The sequence below is a fragment of the Streptomyces sp. NPDC001914 genome, assembly GCF_042891215.1.
Classification (GTDB): domain Bacteria; phylum Actinomycetota; class Actinomycetes; order Streptomycetales; family Streptomycetaceae; genus Streptomyces.
In genome coordinates, this window is record NZ_JBIASW010000015.1 from 126,683 (window position 1) to 141,426 (window position 14,744).

The 14,744-nt window shown below is 71.2% G+C and carries 12 protein-coding genes; 1 reads left to right on the plus strand and 11 read right to left on the minus strand.

Annotated elements, in window-relative coordinates; genetic code table 11:
- Positions 1 to 6: 6 nt before the first annotated feature.
- The 6 genes from trmD to proS all read right to left on the minus strand — a co-directional run bounded on the left by trmD (position 7) and on the right by proS (position 5,101).
- On the minus strand, positions 7 to 828 hold the full coding sequence (gene trmD / locus ACFYYF_RS32720) for a tRNA (guanosine(37)-N1)-methyltransferase TrmD (protein WP_361683125.1): 822 nt from the start codon (positions 826 to 828) through the stop codon (positions 7 to 9).
- Positions 828 to 1,463: a ribosome maturation factor RimM gene (gene rimM, locus ACFYYF_RS32725; RefSeq protein ID WP_388781073.1), complete on the minus strand. Its 636-nt coding sequence runs from the start codon at positions 1,461 to 1,463 to the stop codon at positions 828 to 830. The genes trmD and rimM overlap by 1 nt, the downstream gene beginning before the upstream one ends.
- 183 nt (positions 1,464 to 1,646) lie before the next feature.
- Positions 1,647 to 1,886, minus strand: a complete 240-nt coding sequence (locus ACFYYF_RS32730; protein WP_003973401.1) for an RNA-binding protein — start codon at positions 1,884 to 1,886, stop codon at positions 1,647 to 1,649.
- A gap of 2 nt (positions 1,887 to 1,888) precedes the next feature.
- Positions 1,889 to 2,308, minus strand: a complete 420-nt coding sequence (gene rpsP, locus ACFYYF_RS32735; RefSeq protein WP_339131840.1) for a 30S ribosomal protein S16 — start codon at positions 2,306 to 2,308, stop codon at positions 1,889 to 1,891.
- Positions 2,309 to 2,837: 529 nt separating this feature from the next.
- The gene (locus ACFYYF_RS32740) at positions 2,838 to 3,434 is read right to left on the minus strand and encodes a hypothetical protein (protein WP_037625093.1); all 597 of its coding nucleotides are present in this window, start codon (positions 3,432 to 3,434) and stop codon (positions 2,838 to 2,840) included.
- A gap of 251 nt (positions 3,435 to 3,685) precedes the next feature.
- On the minus strand, positions 3,686 to 5,101 hold the full coding sequence (gene proS, locus ACFYYF_RS32745; protein ID WP_388781074.1) for a proline--tRNA ligase: 1,416 nt from the start codon (positions 5,099 to 5,101) through the stop codon (positions 3,686 to 3,688).
- A gap of 200 nt (positions 5,102 to 5,301) precedes the next feature.
- Between proS and ACFYYF_RS32750 the strand changes: the two genes are divergently transcribed.
- Positions 5,302 to 6,159: an SAM-dependent methyltransferase gene (locus tag ACFYYF_RS32750; RefSeq protein WP_388781075.1), complete on the plus strand. Its 858-nt coding sequence runs from the start codon at positions 5,302 to 5,304 to the stop codon at positions 6,157 to 6,159.
- 114 nt (positions 6,160 to 6,273) lie between these two features.
- On the opposite strand, the gene ftsH is transcribed toward ACFYYF_RS32750, so the two are convergent.
- From ftsH to ACFYYF_RS32775, 5 genes are all read right to left on the minus strand, one after another.
- Positions 6,274 to 8,208: an ATP-dependent zinc metalloprotease FtsH gene (gene ftsH / locus ACFYYF_RS32755; protein WP_361683134.1), complete on the minus strand. Its 1,935-nt coding sequence runs from the start codon at positions 8,206 to 8,208 to the stop codon at positions 6,274 to 6,276.
- 135 nt (positions 8,209 to 8,343) lie between these two features.
- Entirely contained in the window at positions 8,344 to 9,897 is a 1,554-nt protein-coding gene (ffh, locus tag ACFYYF_RS32760) for a signal recognition particle protein (RefSeq protein WP_361683135.1), read from the minus strand.
- A 327-nt stretch (positions 9,898 to 10,224) separates the two neighbouring features.
- Positions 10,225 to 12,684 (minus strand): [protein-PII] uridylyltransferase, encoded by a 2,460-nt coding sequence (locus ACFYYF_RS32765; RefSeq protein ID WP_388781076.1) that lies wholly within the window; start codon positions 12,682 to 12,684, stop codon positions 10,225 to 10,227.
- Between the two features lie 40 nt (positions 12,685 to 12,724).
- Complete coding sequence (locus tag ACFYYF_RS32770) at positions 12,725 to 13,063, minus strand: P-II family nitrogen regulator (protein ID WP_037625082.1); 339 nt, start codon at positions 13,061 to 13,063, stop codon at positions 12,725 to 12,727.
- Entirely contained in the window at positions 13,060 to 14,397 is a 1,338-nt protein-coding gene (locus tag ACFYYF_RS32775) for an ammonium transporter (RefSeq protein ID WP_361683139.1), read from the minus strand. Before ACFYYF_RS32775 ends, ACFYYF_RS32770 begins: the two co-directional genes overlap by 4 nt.
- Positions 14,398 to 14,744 lie beyond the last annotated feature (347 nt).

Genomic DNA, 14,744 nt, shown 5'->3' on the forward strand with positions numbered 1-14,744 from the left:
AGCGGCCTATTCTTCCACGGGCTCGGGCCTGCGCCAAAATCGGCCGCCGGGGGCCGGGCTCCAGCCCAGGATCGAGAGCATCTCGCGGTCCTTCTTGTCGAAGGCGGAGGCGTCGCAGCGCTCGATGAGGTCGGGCCGGTTCGCCGCCGTACGGCGCAGGGCCTCGTCGCGGCGCCAGCGGGCGATCTTCCCGTGGTGGCCGCTGACCAGCACGTCGGGGATCTCCCGGCCACGCCACCGGGGGGGCTTGGTGTACACCGGGCCCTCCAGGAGGTTGGCCATGGCGCCGGGGGCGAAGGAGTCGTCGCGGTGCGACTCGGCGTTGCCGAGGACCCCCGGCAGCAGCCGGGCCACGGCCTCGGTGACGACGAGGACGGCCGCCTCGCCGCCGGCGAGGACGTAGTCGCCGATGGACACCTCGTAGACGGGCATCCTCGTCGCGTACTCGTCGATGACACGGCGGTCGATGCCCTCGTAGCGCGCGGGCGTGAAGACCAGCCAGGGGCGTTCGGAGAGCTCGACGGCGAGCTGCTGGGTGAACGGGCGCCCGCTGGGGGTGGGGACCACGAGGGCGGGGCCGTGGGCGCCCGTCTCGTATCCGTCCGCCAGCGCGGAGTCCAGGGCGTCTCCCCAGGGCTCGGTCTTCATGACCATGCCGGGGCCGCCGCCGTAGGGGGTGTCGTCGACCGTGTTGTGCCGGTCGTACGTCCAGTCCCTCAGATCGTGCACGTGCACGTTCAGCTGACCGCGGGCGCGGGCCTTGCCGACCAGCGAGACGTTGAGCGGTTCCAGGTACTCGGGGAAGATCGTGACCACGTCGAGCCGCATCAGGCGCCGGCCTCCGTGGCGTCCTCGCCGGACCCTGCGGAGGTGTTCTCCGCGTCCCCGGCGGAGGCGTTCTCCGTGTCTCCCCCGGAGCCGTTCTCCGCGTCCCTGGTGGAGACGACCTCCGCGCGGTCGTCGATCAGGCCGGGGGGCGGGTCGATGACGGCCCGCTGCTCCTCCAGGTCGATCTCGACGACGATCTCCTCCACGAACGGGATCAGCACCTCGGTGCCGTCCGGGCGCTCCACGACGAACAGGTCCTGCGAGGGCAGGTGCGAGATCTCCGTGATGCGTCCGACCTCGGCGCCGTCCGCGGTGACCACGTCCAGGTCCATGAGCTGGTGGTCGTAGTACTCGTCCGGGTCCTCGGGCGTCTCGTCGGGGTCGACCTCGGCGATCAGCAGGGTGTTGCGCAGGGCCTCGGCGGCGTTGCGGTCCCGCACGCCCGCGAAGCGCAGCAGGAGACGACCGCTGTGGACGCGGCCCGTCTCGATGGTCAGTGGTCCGGTGGAGGCCGGATCGGTGAGCAGGACGGCACCGGGGCCGAGCCGGAGCTCCGGCTCGTCGGTGCGGACCTCCACGGTGACCTCGCCCTTGATGCCGTGGGCACGGCCGACGCGAGCGACTACCAGCTGCACTGTGCTTGATCTCCTGTCGTGTGCCGACGGCGATGTCTTGGGACGGACGGCCGCGGGGGCGCGGGCGTCCGGGAGCGGACGGGCGTCCATGCGGTTCTGGCCGCGTGGACGGGTTCGCAGACGACTTCGGGCCGGGGACGGCTCGTAAGCCCTCCCCGGCCCGAGCCGGTGTTGCCTGTTACGTCAGCGGACGTGGTCCACGTCGACGAGGTCGACGCGGACACCGCGGCCGCCGATGGCGCCCACGACGGTACGCAGAGCGCGCGCGGTGCGGCCGTTGCGGCCGATCACCTTGCCGAGGTCGTCCGGGTGGACCCGGACCTCGAGAACGCGCCCGCGGCGCAGGTTGCGCGAGGCGACCTGCACGTCGTCGGGGTTGTCGACGATGCCCTTCACGAGGTGCTCGAGAGCCTCCTCGAGCATGCTCAGGCCTCGGTCGACTCGGACTCGGCCGCGGCCTCGTCCTTCTTCTCAGCCTTCTTCTTCTGGGTGATGGCCTCACCCTTGCCCGTGTCCTCGCCACCGAGGGCGTCGAACAGCGGGCGCGCGGCCTTCGGCTCGGCGACGAGCAGCGGAGCCGGGGCCGGCAGGCCCTTGAACTTCTGCCAGTCACCGGTCAGCTTCAGGATGGCGAGCACGGGCTCGGTCGGCTGCGCGCCGACACCCAGCCAGTACTGCGCACGGTCCGAGTCGACCTCGATGCGCGAAGGGTTCTGCACCGGGTGGTACAGACCGATCTCCTCGATGGCCCGGCCGTCACGGCGGGTACGGGAGTCGGCGACGACGATGCGGTAGTGAGGCGAACGGATCTTGCCCAGACGCTTCAGCTTGATCTTGACTGCCACGGAAGTGGTGTCTCCTGGTCTTGACGGGGTTGGGCACGCAGAGATGGCCGCGTGGGGTTGCGGTACCCGAGTGCCCGATGGACGCGTCAGCCGGAGGAGAGAGGGGTCCTATGCGGCTGTCGAGTACAGCTAGCCATTCTGCCACATCCCGCGCTCCGCCCGGACCGAGGGTGCCCGGGACCACACGCGGTGGGAACCGCGCCCGGACGGCGACGCCCGGACCGGCCCCCTCCGGAGCGAGTCGGCACATGAGGCGCACAAGGCACATGGAGCACATGAGGCGCATGCGGAAGCCCACGCCCAAGCCCGCACCTGTACGGGCCCATGCCTGTGGGGCACCCGGCGTTCCGGGTGCCCCACAGGCATGGGCGGCGTGCACCGGCTTCCGGGGACGTCGGACAGACGCCGCCCGCGCGCACTCGTGCCTCCTGAATTCCCCCACGTGCTCGAGCGCAGTGGGGGAGGCACGACTGCTCACGGGCCGCGCGAACTCGTCCGGCACCCACGAGACGCCGGTGGAGCCCACACCTCAGCCGGCGGCCGCCCCGACCACCTCCGGAATCCGGAAGGGCTTGCCGCACCCTCCGCACACGATCGGCGCCTGCGCGAGGACGGACGGGACCACGCGCACGTTCCGTCCGCAGTCGCAGACGGCCTTGACGCGGACACCTCCCCCGGAGGAGCCGTGACGGGCGGCCGGGCCGCGGAACGAGCGGGCGGTGTCGGCGGACGTGGCGGCCGTATGGGCCTTCAGCGCGCGCTGGAGCCGCTCGATGGTCGGGCGGTAGCGGCGCTTCGCCTCGGGGTTGAGCGTGACCAGCGAGAAGCCACTGCTGGGATGCGGCTCCTCGGGGTGGTCGAGGCCCAGCTCCTCGGCGATCGCGAGGAATCTGCGGTTGTGATACCGGCCGGCGCGCGAGGTGTCGCGGACTCCGCGGGCGGCGGCGATGCCGTGGACTGCTTCGTGAAGCAGTCGCTCGAAGGAGAGTTCGTGCCCGCAGGCGGACGACGATTCTCCGATCAGGGACTCTGGCGCGGCAAGATCGGGCAGTTCGGGGTGGTGCCGCTGAATGTCGGCCCACGCGCCTGCCAGCTCTGCGGCGAGAACAGGTGGTGTCGTGCTCACGTAATGAGAACGAGCGGAAGTGCCTCCGTGTTCCTATTACGGGGCATCCCAAATAATTTGCACGTACCCGTCAGTTGGCACTGATGTGAACCGACGAGGTCGGGTGCGCCGATCTGCGGAGAAGCGTCACAGCTCGTACCAAGGCGGTACGTAGTAACACGTACGCCCCGGCGCGTAGACGCTCTCCGCACGCCGGGGCACCTGTGGTCGGCAGATGCGCAAGAGGTGTTTCGGCCGCCCTGTTGTTCCGCTCAGTACGCGCGGGCGACGACGGCGACGTTACCGGGTGCGTCGTCGGTGTCGGGCACCGACCCGTCCTCGGCGACCAGACACCGTACGGTCACCGCGTGCTCCGCGAGCCTGGCCTCGCCCTCTTCGCCGAGGTCGGCCCAGGGGATGCGCGCCCAGCCGCCGGCCACGGCACTCTCCACGGCCGCTTCGATGGACGACACGTCCGCCGTACGGGACTCGCGGCGCTCGCGGGACTGCCTCAGGAGGAGCGCCTGGTCCTCCTCCAGGAGGCCGGGGAGCAGGGCGGCCAGCGCGTCGAGGGCCACGGGCTCCTTGCCCCCGGGGATGCGGCGGACGAGCATCGCCGTGCCGTTCTCCAGGTCACGGGGGCCGACCTCGACCCGTACGGGGACACCCTTGAGCTCCCAGTCGACGGCGCGGCGCCCGAACGGGGTGTCCGTGCGGTCGTCGACCTGGACCCGCACGCCCGCCGCCGCCAGCCGCTCGCCGATCTCGCGGACCTTGGCCAGAACCGCCTCGTCCCCCTTGATCGCGAGGACGACGACCTGTACCGGGGCGAGCCGGGGCGGCACCCGCAACCCACTGTCATCACCGTGCGACATGATCAGGCCACCCACCATGCGGGTCGAGGCCCCCCAGGAGGTCTGCCAGACGAGCTCCTGCTGCCCGTCCTTCGACAGGTACCGGGTGTTGAACGCCCGCGCGAAGTTCTGCCCCAGCTCGTGGCTGGTGCCCAGCTGGAGCGCCTTGCCGTCGCCCATCATCCCTTCGAGGGTGAGGGTGTTGACGGCTCCGGCGAACCGCTCGCTCGCCGTCTTCCGGCCAAGGACGACATCGATGCCGAGGACGTTCACCATGAAGTCGGCGTACACCTCCTCGTGGATGTGCGCGGCGTAGTCCCGGGCGTCCTCGTACGTGGCGTGCGCGGTGTGGCCCTCCTGCCAGAGGAATTCGGTCGTTCGCAGGAACACCCTCGGGCGCATCTCCCAACGGACCACGTTCGCCCACTGGTTGATCAGCAGCGGCAGGTCGCGGTAGCTCTGCACCCACTTGGAGAAGTACTCGTTGATGATCGTCTCGGAGGTCGGGCGGACGACGACCGGCTCCTCCAGCTCCTTGCCGCCGCCGTGCGTGACGACCGCGAGTTCGGGCGCGAATCCCTCGACGTGCTCCGCCTCCCGGGTCAGGTACGACTGCGGGATGAACAGCGGGAAGTAGGCGTTCTGGGCACCCGCCCGCTTGATGCGGGCGTCCATCTCCTGCTGCATCCGCTCCCACAGCCCGTACCCGTAGGGCCGGATGACCATGGTGCCGCGCACCGGTCCGTTGTCGGCGAGCTCGGCCTTGTTGATCAAGTCCTGGTACCAGCGCGGGAAATCGTCCGCCTGGGGCGTGAGAACGGGTGCCTTTGCCATGCGGGTGATGCTACGGGCCCACGTTGCCGGTATGTGAATTCTTGCGCCTTTCGCGGCTGGGCCGTAAACGGGCCCCCGAGACCCCTGGACGGCACGTCGAGGGCGGAGTTACCTGACATACGGGGGGAGAGCGGGCCTCGCACGCGGGGGCGGAGGAAGGGGGGCCCGGCGGCAACTCTCGGCGGATTGGGGCACTTTCGATGACACCTACGCTCGTGCGGCAGCACCTTCCTCATGCGGGCCCACCGCCCCGCTCGGACCGGGGTGCACGCGCGCGTGACTGGGCCGAGATCCAGGAGCGGATGCTGGTGCCGCTCTTCGAGGCCGTCTACGAGCGGCTCGAAGTGGGCGGCGGGACACGGCTGCTCGGGCTCGGCTGCGGTTCGGGGCTCGCCCTGCTGATGGCCGGCTCGCGCGGCGCCGCGGTCACGGGTGTCGACTCCTCGTCGCCCGAACGGCTGGCCCTCGCACGGGAACGCCTGCTGCCGGCGGAACGGGAGCCGGGTCCGCGCGCCGATGTCCGGATCGTGTCCGGGTCCCCTCGGGACACGGTGGTGGAGGGGGCTCCCGCGTACAACCTGGTGACCGCGTTCGAGCCGATCGGGTGCGTGGCCGGGGACTCCGAGGGGCTCGGCGCGCAGCTCGCGGAGGCGGCACCGCTCGCGGGGCGGGGAACGCCCGTGGTGCTCGTCGGGTGGGGGCCGCCGGAGCGGTGCACCACCTCGGCCGTGCTGCGGGTGGCCACGAAACTGGCCGAGCCCCTGCGCGGTGCGGCGAGCTGGCGTGCGGCCCGCCGGGACGACCTGGAGGACGTGGCCCAGCGGGCCGGACTGCGGCCGGACGGCTCGGGGCGGGTGGCCTGCCCGTTCGGTTACGCCGATGTGGACAGTGCCGTGCGCGGGCTGCTCTCGACGGGGCTCTTCGACGCCGCAGTGGAAGCCACCGACCAGGCCCAGGTCGACAAGGAAGTGGCCGAGGCGCTGCATCCTCATCTGCGGCGGGACGGGACCGTCTGGATGCCGAACGTGTTCCGGTATCTGGTCGCCCGTACGCCCTGAGACCGGTGGGCGGGTCGGGGCCGTGCCCGCATCAGGCCGTCGCCTTCCGCCGGGTTCCGGCTGCGGGAGTGCGGTGGCTTGGGTGCGGTCCCGGGGCGGTTGCGGGGGCCGGGTTCACACCTCCTTCGTTGTCCGCGGGACGCCGGCGATCCGGTATGCCTCGGCCTCCTCCAGGGTCTCGTTCGCGAGGAGCGCCTCCGCGAGGGCGTCGAGCTGTCCCCGGTGGTCGCGGAGCTTCTGGCAGGCCTCCTCGTAGCACTCGTCGACGATGCGGCGCATCTCGTGGTCGATCGAGTCGAGGGTGGCGGGGGCGGCCGCCAGGCCGTAGGCCTGCTGGGCGTCGTTCGGCAGCGCGGACAGCCGGCCGACGCGTTCGCTCATGCCCCAGCGGGCCACCATGCCGCGGGCGAGGTTGGTGACCTGTTCCAGGTCGTTCTCCGAGCCCGTGGTGATCACGTCGTACACGACGTGCTCGGCGGCCATGCCACCGAGGGCGCCGATGATCCGGCCGCGCAGATACGCCTCGGTGTACGCGTACCGGTCCGCGTCCGGCGTCGAGAGGGTGACGCCCAGCGCGCGGCCGCGCGGAACGATGGTGATCTTGCGGACGGGGTCGGCACCGGGGCGCAGCATCCCGAGCAGGGCGTGGCCGCTCTCGTGGTACGCGGTGCGGCGGCGCTCCTCGTACGGCATGACCAGCGAGCGTTCGGCGCCGAGCTGGACCTTTTCGAGCGCTTCGGAGAGGTCGCTCTGGGTCACCGCGTCCTGCTTGCGCTTGACGGCGAGCAGGGCCGCCTCGTTGGCGAGGTTGGCGAGGTCCGCGCCGGTCATGCCCGGGGTGGTCCGGGCCACCTGGGTCAGGTCCACGTCCTCGGCGAGCGGGATCTCGCGGGTGTGGATCTCCAGGATCGCCTTCCGGCCGCCGCGGTCGGGCGGCGAGACGTTGACGACACGGTCGAACCGCCCGGGCCGGGTGAGCGCCGGGTCCAGGATGTCCGCGCGGTTGGTGGCGGCGATGACGATGACGCCCTCCGAGCCGGAGAAGCCGTCCATCTCGGTGAGGATCTGGTTGAGCGTCTGCTCGCGCTCGTCGTGGCCGCCCATGGCGGAGCCGCCCGACCGGGACCGTCCGATGGTGTCGATCTCGTCGATGAAGATGATCGACGGGGCCACCTTGCGGGCCTCGGCGAACAGTTCGCGCACGCGTGAGGCGCCGACGCCCACGATCATCTCGATGAACTCGGAGGCGGAGGCGGAGAAGAACGGGACGCCCGCCTCGCCCGCGACGGCCCGCGCGAGCAGGGTCTTGCCCGTGCCGGGCGGCCCGGCCAGCAGCACTCCGCGCGGCATCTTGGCGCCCATCCTGCGGTAGGCGTCGGGGTTCTTGAGGAAGTCCACGACGTCGTCGACCTCGCCGGCCACCTCGTCGATGCCGGCCACGTCCGAGAACGTGGTGCGCTTGCCGCCGGGCACGAGTTCCACCGGCTTGGGGGGCGTCTTGCGGCCGAGCATGCCGCCCGCGCCGCCCATGCCGGAGCCCATCCGCCGGGCGATGAAGATCCACAGGACGACGAGCAGGATCATCGGGGCGAGCGAGATCAGCAGGTTGAACAGGAAGCTGCGTTCCTGGACCACCGGCGAGGCGGTCACGGTGACGTCGTGCTTCTGGAGGTTGTCCCACAGCTTGTCGCCCGCGAAGACCGGCCGCTGTGTCTTGAACTTGGTGTACTTCCCGTCGCCGTCGGGCTTCTCCTGCGAGGTCTTGAGCTGTCCCTGGATCGCGTCGCCCTTGGCGTAGATCTTGGTGACGTTGCCGTCGTCGACCTGCCGGCTGAACTCCGTGTACGAGATCGTCGGTTCGTTGCCCTTGTTGTAGAAGGACAGCACCAGGTTGGCGATCAGGAAGACGATGAGCGCGGCCAGGGCAAGGCTCCACCAGCCGCCCGGCAGCTTCCGCCGGCCTCCCGGCGGCGGTGTCGGCTCGGGTGGCGTGCCCTCGGTACGCCATGGCTGGTCCGGTGCCTTGCGCGGTGGCACAGGGTTGCTCATAAGGGGACGTTACGACATATGGCGGACACCGGCACCCGCGGTCATGCCACTGGGGGCGCCTCTCGTGGTGAGAGGCGCCCCCAGTGGGCGTCACGACCGTGCTCCCGCGCGGGACGGGAGGTCATTCCATGAGCGTCAGCCCATGAACTTCTTGAACTCGTCCGGCAGCTCGAAGTCCTCCTGAGCACCCTGTTGCGGGAGGCCGAAGGCGTTGCCGCCCTGCGCGCCGGCCTCGCGGCGGGCGGCCTCCTCTTCCTCCTGCTGCCTGCGCTTCATCGGGTTGCCGGAGCGCTGCTTGCCCTTGGCCTGCTTCGGCTTCTTCTTGGTGCGGCCGGGGCCGCCGCCCATGCCCGGCATCCCCGGCATGCCCGGCATCCCGCCGCCCTGGGCCATGCGGGACATCATCTTGCGGGCCTCGAAGAAGCGCTCGACCAGGCCCTTGACCGCGCTGACCTCGACGCCGGAGCCCTTGGCGATACGGGCGCGGCGGGAGCCGTTGATGATCGTCGGGTCCTGGCGCTCACCCGGGGTCATCGACTTGATGATCGCGCCGACGCGGTCGACGTCCCGCTCGTCCAGGTTGTTGATCTGGTCCTTGATCTGGCCCATGCCCGGGAGCATGCCGAGCAGCTTGCTGATGCTGCCCATCTTCCGGACCTGCTCCATCTGGGCCAGGAAGTCGTCCAGGGTGAAGTCCTGGCCCTTCTTGGACGCCAGCTTGGAGGCCATCTTCTCGGCCTCTTCCTGGCTGAACGTCTTCTCCGCCTGCTCGATCAGGGTGAGGAGGTCACCCATGTCGAGGATGCGGGAAGCCATCCGGTCAGGGTGGAAGGCGTCGAAGTCGTCGAGCTTCTCGCCGTTCGAGGCGAACATGATCGGCTTGCCGGTGATCTGCCGGATCGACAGGGCGGCACCACCGCGGGCGTCACCGTCGAGCTTGGAGAGCACCACGCCGTCGAAGCCGACGCCGTCGCGGAAGGCCTCGGCGGTGTTGACCGCGTCCTGGCCGATCATCGCGTCGACGACGAAGAGGATCTCGTCCGGGCTGACGGCGTCGCGGATGTCCGCGGCCTGCTGCATCAGCTCCTGGTCGATACCGAGGCGGCCGGCGGTGTCCACGATCACGATGTCGTGGACCTTGGCCTTCGCGAACTCGATGGAGTCCTTGGCGACCTTGACCGGGTCGCCGACGCCGTTGCCCGGCTCGGGGGCGTAGACGGCGATGCCCGCGCGCTCGGCGACGACGCTGAGCTGGTTCACCGCGTTCGGGCGCTGGAGGTCGGCGGCGACGAGGATCGGGGAGTGGCCCTGGTCCTTGAGCCACTTGCCGAGCTTTCCGGCGAGCGTGGTCTTGCCCGCGCCCTGGAGGCCCGCGAGCATGATCACGGTGGGCGGGTTCTTGGCGAACCGGAGGCGACGGGTCTCACCGCCGAGGATCGTGACGAGCTCGTCGTTCACGATCTTCAGGACCTGCTGGGCCGGGTTGAGGGCCCTGGAGACCTCGCTGCCGAGCGCCCTCTCCTTGACGTTCTTGATGAACGTGCGGACGACAGGCAGGGCGACGTCGGCTTCGAGGAGCGCGATGCGGATCTCGCGGGCCGTGGCGTCGATGTCCGCCTCACTGAGGCGCCCCTTGCCGCGGAGGTTTTTGAACGTCGCGCTGAGGCGGTCGGAGAGGGTATCGAACACGGTGGCTTCGGTCCTCGGAGTCGGGGTCGGTTTCGGGCTGCCCTCCAGGGTATCCGGCCCCGCAAGCGATTCGTCCCCGCACACCGCATTCGACGGGTGGGGACGCGGCTGGCGAGTCCCTCAGGACCGTCGTGGAGCGCGGGAGCGGCGCCACGCGTCACGGAGATCACATTCCCGCACGGGCGAACACGGACGTGGGCCCGGCATCGAGACGAGACCGGACACGGGGCAAGGGCCGCACGAGGCGGAACGCGGGCCCGAGTGCCGTGCGGGTCGTGAGGGGACCCCGGTGCACAGGGAACCCGTGCGGGGCCGCCCGGCCCGAGGTCAGGCTCGCAGTGCCTCCTCCACCGCCCGGGCCACCGAGGCCGCCTCCTCGCCGGGCAGCGGCTCTCCCTTCGTGCCCGTCACGTAGAAGGCGTCGACGGCGTTCGCGCCGAGCGTGGAGACGTGCATGCTCCGTACCCGCACCCGCGCGTTCTCCAGGGCCCGCCCGATGCGGTGCAGCAGACCCGGGGCGTCGTGGGCGCGGACCTCGATGACCGTGGCCAGGCGGGACGCCGCGGGCGCGACGGTCACGCGCGCCGGGGGCGCGACGACGCCCCGGCGGCGCGGGTAGGCGGCGTCGCGCTCGGCGAGACGGGCGCTGATGTCGAGGGAGCCGTCGAGGGCGCGTACGAGGTCGGCGCGCAGCCGGGCGGCCTGGGGCAGGGAGCCGTACTCGGCGGCGACGCGCCAGTTGAGCAGCAGCACCGAGCCGTCGACGCCGTCGGGCAGGTCCAGGGCGCGCAGCTCGGCCGTGCGGACGGTCAGCCGGTGCATCGCGAGGACGCCCGCCACCGAGGGCAGCACGCCGGGCTGGTCGGGGACGGCGATGAGGAGTTCCACGCCGAGCGGTTCCGGGTCCTCGGGGGCCGCGGCGGCCTCGCCCTCGGTGTCGAGGGGTTCCGTCTGCGCGCGCAGGGCCAGGACGGGCCCGCCGGTGCGGCAGGCCTCGATCGCGAGGCGTTCCATCTCGGCGGTCGGCGCGACGGCCTCGGGCTCCTCGGGCGCGTCCCCGGAGAGCACGGCCGAGACCCGTTTGACCAGGTCGGCGACGAGGGAGCCGCGCCAGGAGGACCAGGCGGCGGGCCCGGTGGCCAGGGCGTCCGCCTCGGTGAGCGCGTGCAGCAGCTCCAGGGTGCCCTGGGAGCCGACGGCCTCGGCGACCGAGCGGACGGTGGCCGGGTCCTCCAGGTCGCGCCGGGTCGCGGTGTCGACGAGCAGCAGATGGTGGCGTACTAGGGTGGCGAGCACCGTCACGTCGACGCGGTCGAAGCCGATGCGGGCGGCCACGTCACGGGCGATGATCTCGCCTGCGACGGAGTGGTCGCCGGGCCAGCCCTTGCCGATGTCGTGGAGCAGTGCGGCGACGAGGAGGAGGTCGGGGCGGCCGACGCGGCGGGTCAGTTCGGAGGCGCGGACGGCCGTCTCGATGAGGTGGCGGTCGACGGTCCAGATGTGGACGGCGTTGCGCTGGGGCCGGCAGCGCACCCGCTCCCAGTCGGGCAGCAGCCGGGTGATGAGCCCTTCGGCCTCCAGCGCCTCCCAGACCTCGACGGTCGGGCGGCCCGAGCCGAGGAGGGTGACGAGCTGTTCGCGGGCCTCGGCGGGCCAGGGAGTGGGGAGGGGACGGGCGGCGGCGGCCATCCGCCGTACGGCGTGCAGGGAGAGCGGGAGGTCCGCCTGGGCGGCGGCGGCCGCGGCGCGCAGCGGGAGCACGGGGTCGCGCTCGGGCCGGGCGGCGCGGGCGAGCACCACTTCGCCGTCCTGTTCGACCACGCCTTCGGCGAGCGGGGACCGCTCCGCGACGGGCTTGCCGCCGCCCAGCATGGCGCGCAGCCGCGGGCGTACGGAGCGCGAGCGCAGGACGCGTCCGACTTCGCGCCAGGTGACGTCGCTGGCGTACGACACGACGCGGGCGGCCTCGTAGACCTGGCGCAGGAGGGTGTCGGCGTCCAGCAGTCCGAGTTCGGCGGCGACCTGGTCCTGTTCCTGGAGGGCGAGGCGGTCGGTGGCGCGGCCGGTGGCGAGGTGCAGGGCGTCGCGGACGTCCAGGAGCCGGCGGCGGGCGTCGGCGAGGCCTTCGCGGGGTGCGTCCGCAAGCCAGGAGGCGGCGACGGCGCGCAGTGCGGTGGCGTCGCGCAGTCCGCCGCGGGCTTCCTTCAGGTCGGGTTCGAGGAGGTACTGGAGTTCGCCCTGGCGTTCGGCGCGCTCCGCGCACAGTTCCTGGAGCTGGGGCAGCCGTTTCGGTGCCTGGTTGCGCCAGTCGGCGAGGACGGCCGTGCGCAGTCCGGCGGTGAGGCCGAGGTCGCCCGCGATGTGGCGGGCGTCGAGGAGGCCGAGCTGGACCTTGAGGTCGTCGGCGGCGGTCTTGCGGGCCTCGGCGGGGGTGCGGACCGAGTGGTCGAGGTCGAGGCCGAGGTCCCACACGGGGTACCAGACGCGGTCGGCGAGGGCGGCGACGGCGCCGGGGTCGGTGCCGTCGTGCAGGAGGAGCAGGTCGAGGTCGCTGCGCGGGGAGAGTTCGCCGCGGCCGTAGCCGCCGACGGCGATCAGGGAGACCCCGCGCAGGCCCTGTGATCCGGCGGTGAACAGGCCGGTCAGCCAGTCGTCCGTCAGTTCCGCGAGGGCGGTACGGCGCGGCGGCCCGGACCGCGCCCCCTCCTGGAGGAGGCGCAGCCGGGCCGCCGCGTAGCCGCTGGGTCCCGAGTCTTCTGCTTCCACTCGCGTGTCCGTACTCGTCACCCAGCGACTCCTGTCTTTCCTCTTCGTGCGGGCCGGTCCGTCAGAGTGCGTCGGGGCCGCGCTCGCCGGTGCGGACCCGGACGGCCGTGTCGACCGGGACGGACCACACCTTGCCGTCACCGATCTTGCCGGTACGGGCCGCCTTGACGACGACGTCGACGAGCTGTTCGGCGTCGTCGTCCTCGACCAGCACCTCGATGCGGATCTTCGGGACGAGGTCGACCGTGTACTCGGCGCCGCGGTACACCTCGGTGTGTCCCCGCTGCCGACCGTAGCCGCTCGCCTCGGTGACCGTCAGTCCGTGGACCCCGAATGCCTGCAGCGCCTCTTTGATCTCGTCGAGCCGGTGGGGCTTCACGACGGCGGTGATGAGCTTCATGCGTCCACCTTCTTGGCGTCCGTGTCGGCCGGGGCGGGCACGGCGGTCCGGGCGGCGCCGCCACCGGCGCCGCTGAAGTCGTATGCGGTCTCGGCGTGCTCGGCCTGGTCGATGCCGGCGATCTCCTCGTCCTCGGTGACCCGCATGCCGAGGGTCTTGTCGATGACGAAGGCGAGGATCGCGGAGACGACCAGGGAGTAGCCGAGGACGGCGAAGACGCCGGCGCACTGCTTCCAGAACTGGGTCAGGCCGCCGCCGTAGAAGAGGCCCTCGACCGTGGACTGGCCCTTGCCGCTGGCGAAGAGGCCGATCAGCAGGGAGCCGATGACACCGCCGACGAGGTGGACACCGACGACGTCCAGGGAGTCGTCGTAGTTGAACTTGTACTTCAGGCCGACGGCCATGGCGCACAGGACACCGGCGATGGCGCCGACCGCGATGGCGCCGAGCGGGGAGACCGCGCCGCCGGACGGGGTGATGGCGACCAGGCCGGCGACCGCGCCGGAGGCGGCGCCGAGCGTGGTGAACGCGCCGTGCCGGATCTTCTCGTAGAGGAGCCAGGCCAGCATGGCGGCCGCGGTGGCGATCTGCGTGTTGACGAACATCAGCGCGCCGACGCCGTCGTCGTTGCCGAGCCACGAGCCGGCGTTGAATCCGAACCAGCCGAACCACAGCAGACCGGAGCCGAGCATCACCAGCGGGAGGCTGTGCGGGCGCATCGGGTCCTTCTTGAATCCGACGCGCTTGCCGATGACCAGGATCACGCCGAGCGCCGCGGCACCCGCGTTGATGTGGACCGCCGTACCACCGGCGAAGTCGATCACACCGAGCTCGAAGGCCCAGCCCCCGGCGCCCCAGACCCAGTGGGCGACGGGGAAGTAGACGAGCGTGGCCCACAGCGTGATGAACAGCGACCACGCCGTGAACTTCACGCGGTCCGCGAGGGCACCGCTTATCAGCGCGGGCGTGATGATCGCGAACATGAGCTGGAAGACCATGAAGACGAAGACCGGGATGGTGTACCCGTCCCACAGCTCCGTCAGGCCGATGTTGCTGAGGCCGACCCAGTCCGAGGTCCAGCCGATGAACGATCCCTTGTCCGTGCCGAAGGCGAGGGAGAAGCCGTACAGCACCCACAGGATGGTGATGATCCCCATGCTGATGAAGCTCATCATCAGCATGTTGAGCGTGCTCTTGACGCGGACCATGCCTCCGTAGAAGAAGGCGAGGCCCGGCGTCATGATGAGCACGAGGGCGGAACAGATGAGCATGAACCCTGTGTTGGCGGCAGACAGCTTGGGTGCCTCTGCGGCAAGGGTGATGGCTGGTGCCATCGGCGTCTCCTCGTCGTTGGTACGGCCCCGTGCGGGCGAAGCCTGAGTGGTCGTGAGGGGTGGGCCGGTTATGCGCCATGAGATTGACGCAGCGCCGTTTCCGTGGACGCCCCTCGATGTTTCGCACCAGTGACGAAGGCGCTCTGTGTGTTACACGTTCATGAACTGCCTGATTGTGGTCGAAGCGATCGTTATCGTGACGCAATCTCCGGCAGGAAGCTCGCGGCGCCCTCGGCGCGCGGGGACCTGACCACCGTGCGGGGCATTCCCGCGGGGGCCGGCCGCGTCCGGGCGGGCGACGCCGCCCGGGGCCGCATACAGCGGAACCGGCCACGTCCGGTCGTCCG

Excerpts from the sequence above, each read along its gene's own strand:
- trmD (WP_361683125.1), bottom strand. The coding sequence starts at position 828 with ATGCGGCTCGACGTGGTCACGATCTTCCCCGAGTACCTGGAACCGCTC.
- ACFYYF_RS32730 (WP_003973401.1), bottom strand. The coding sequence starts at position 1,886 with ATGCTCGAGGAGGCTCTCGAGCACCTCGTGAAGGGCATCGTCGACAAC.
- proS (WP_388781074.1), bottom strand. The coding sequence starts at position 5,101 with ATGGCAAAGGCACCCGTTCTCACGCCCCAGGCGGACGATTTCCCGCGC.
- ACFYYF_RS32750 (WP_388781075.1), top strand. The coding sequence starts at position 5,302 with ATGACACCTACGCTCGTGCGGCAGCACCTTCCTCATGCGGGCCCACCG.
- ftsH (WP_361683134.1), bottom strand. The coding sequence starts at position 8,208 with ATGAGCAACCCTGTGCCACCGCGCAAGGCACCGGACCAGCCATGGCGT.
- ACFYYF_RS32770 (WP_037625082.1), bottom strand. The coding sequence starts at position 13,063 with ATGAAGCTCATCACCGCCGTCGTGAAGCCCCACCGGCTCGACGAGATC.
- ACFYYF_RS32775 (WP_361683139.1), bottom strand. The coding sequence starts at position 14,397 with ATGGCACCAGCCATCACCCTTGCCGCAGAGGCACCCAAGCTGTCTGCC.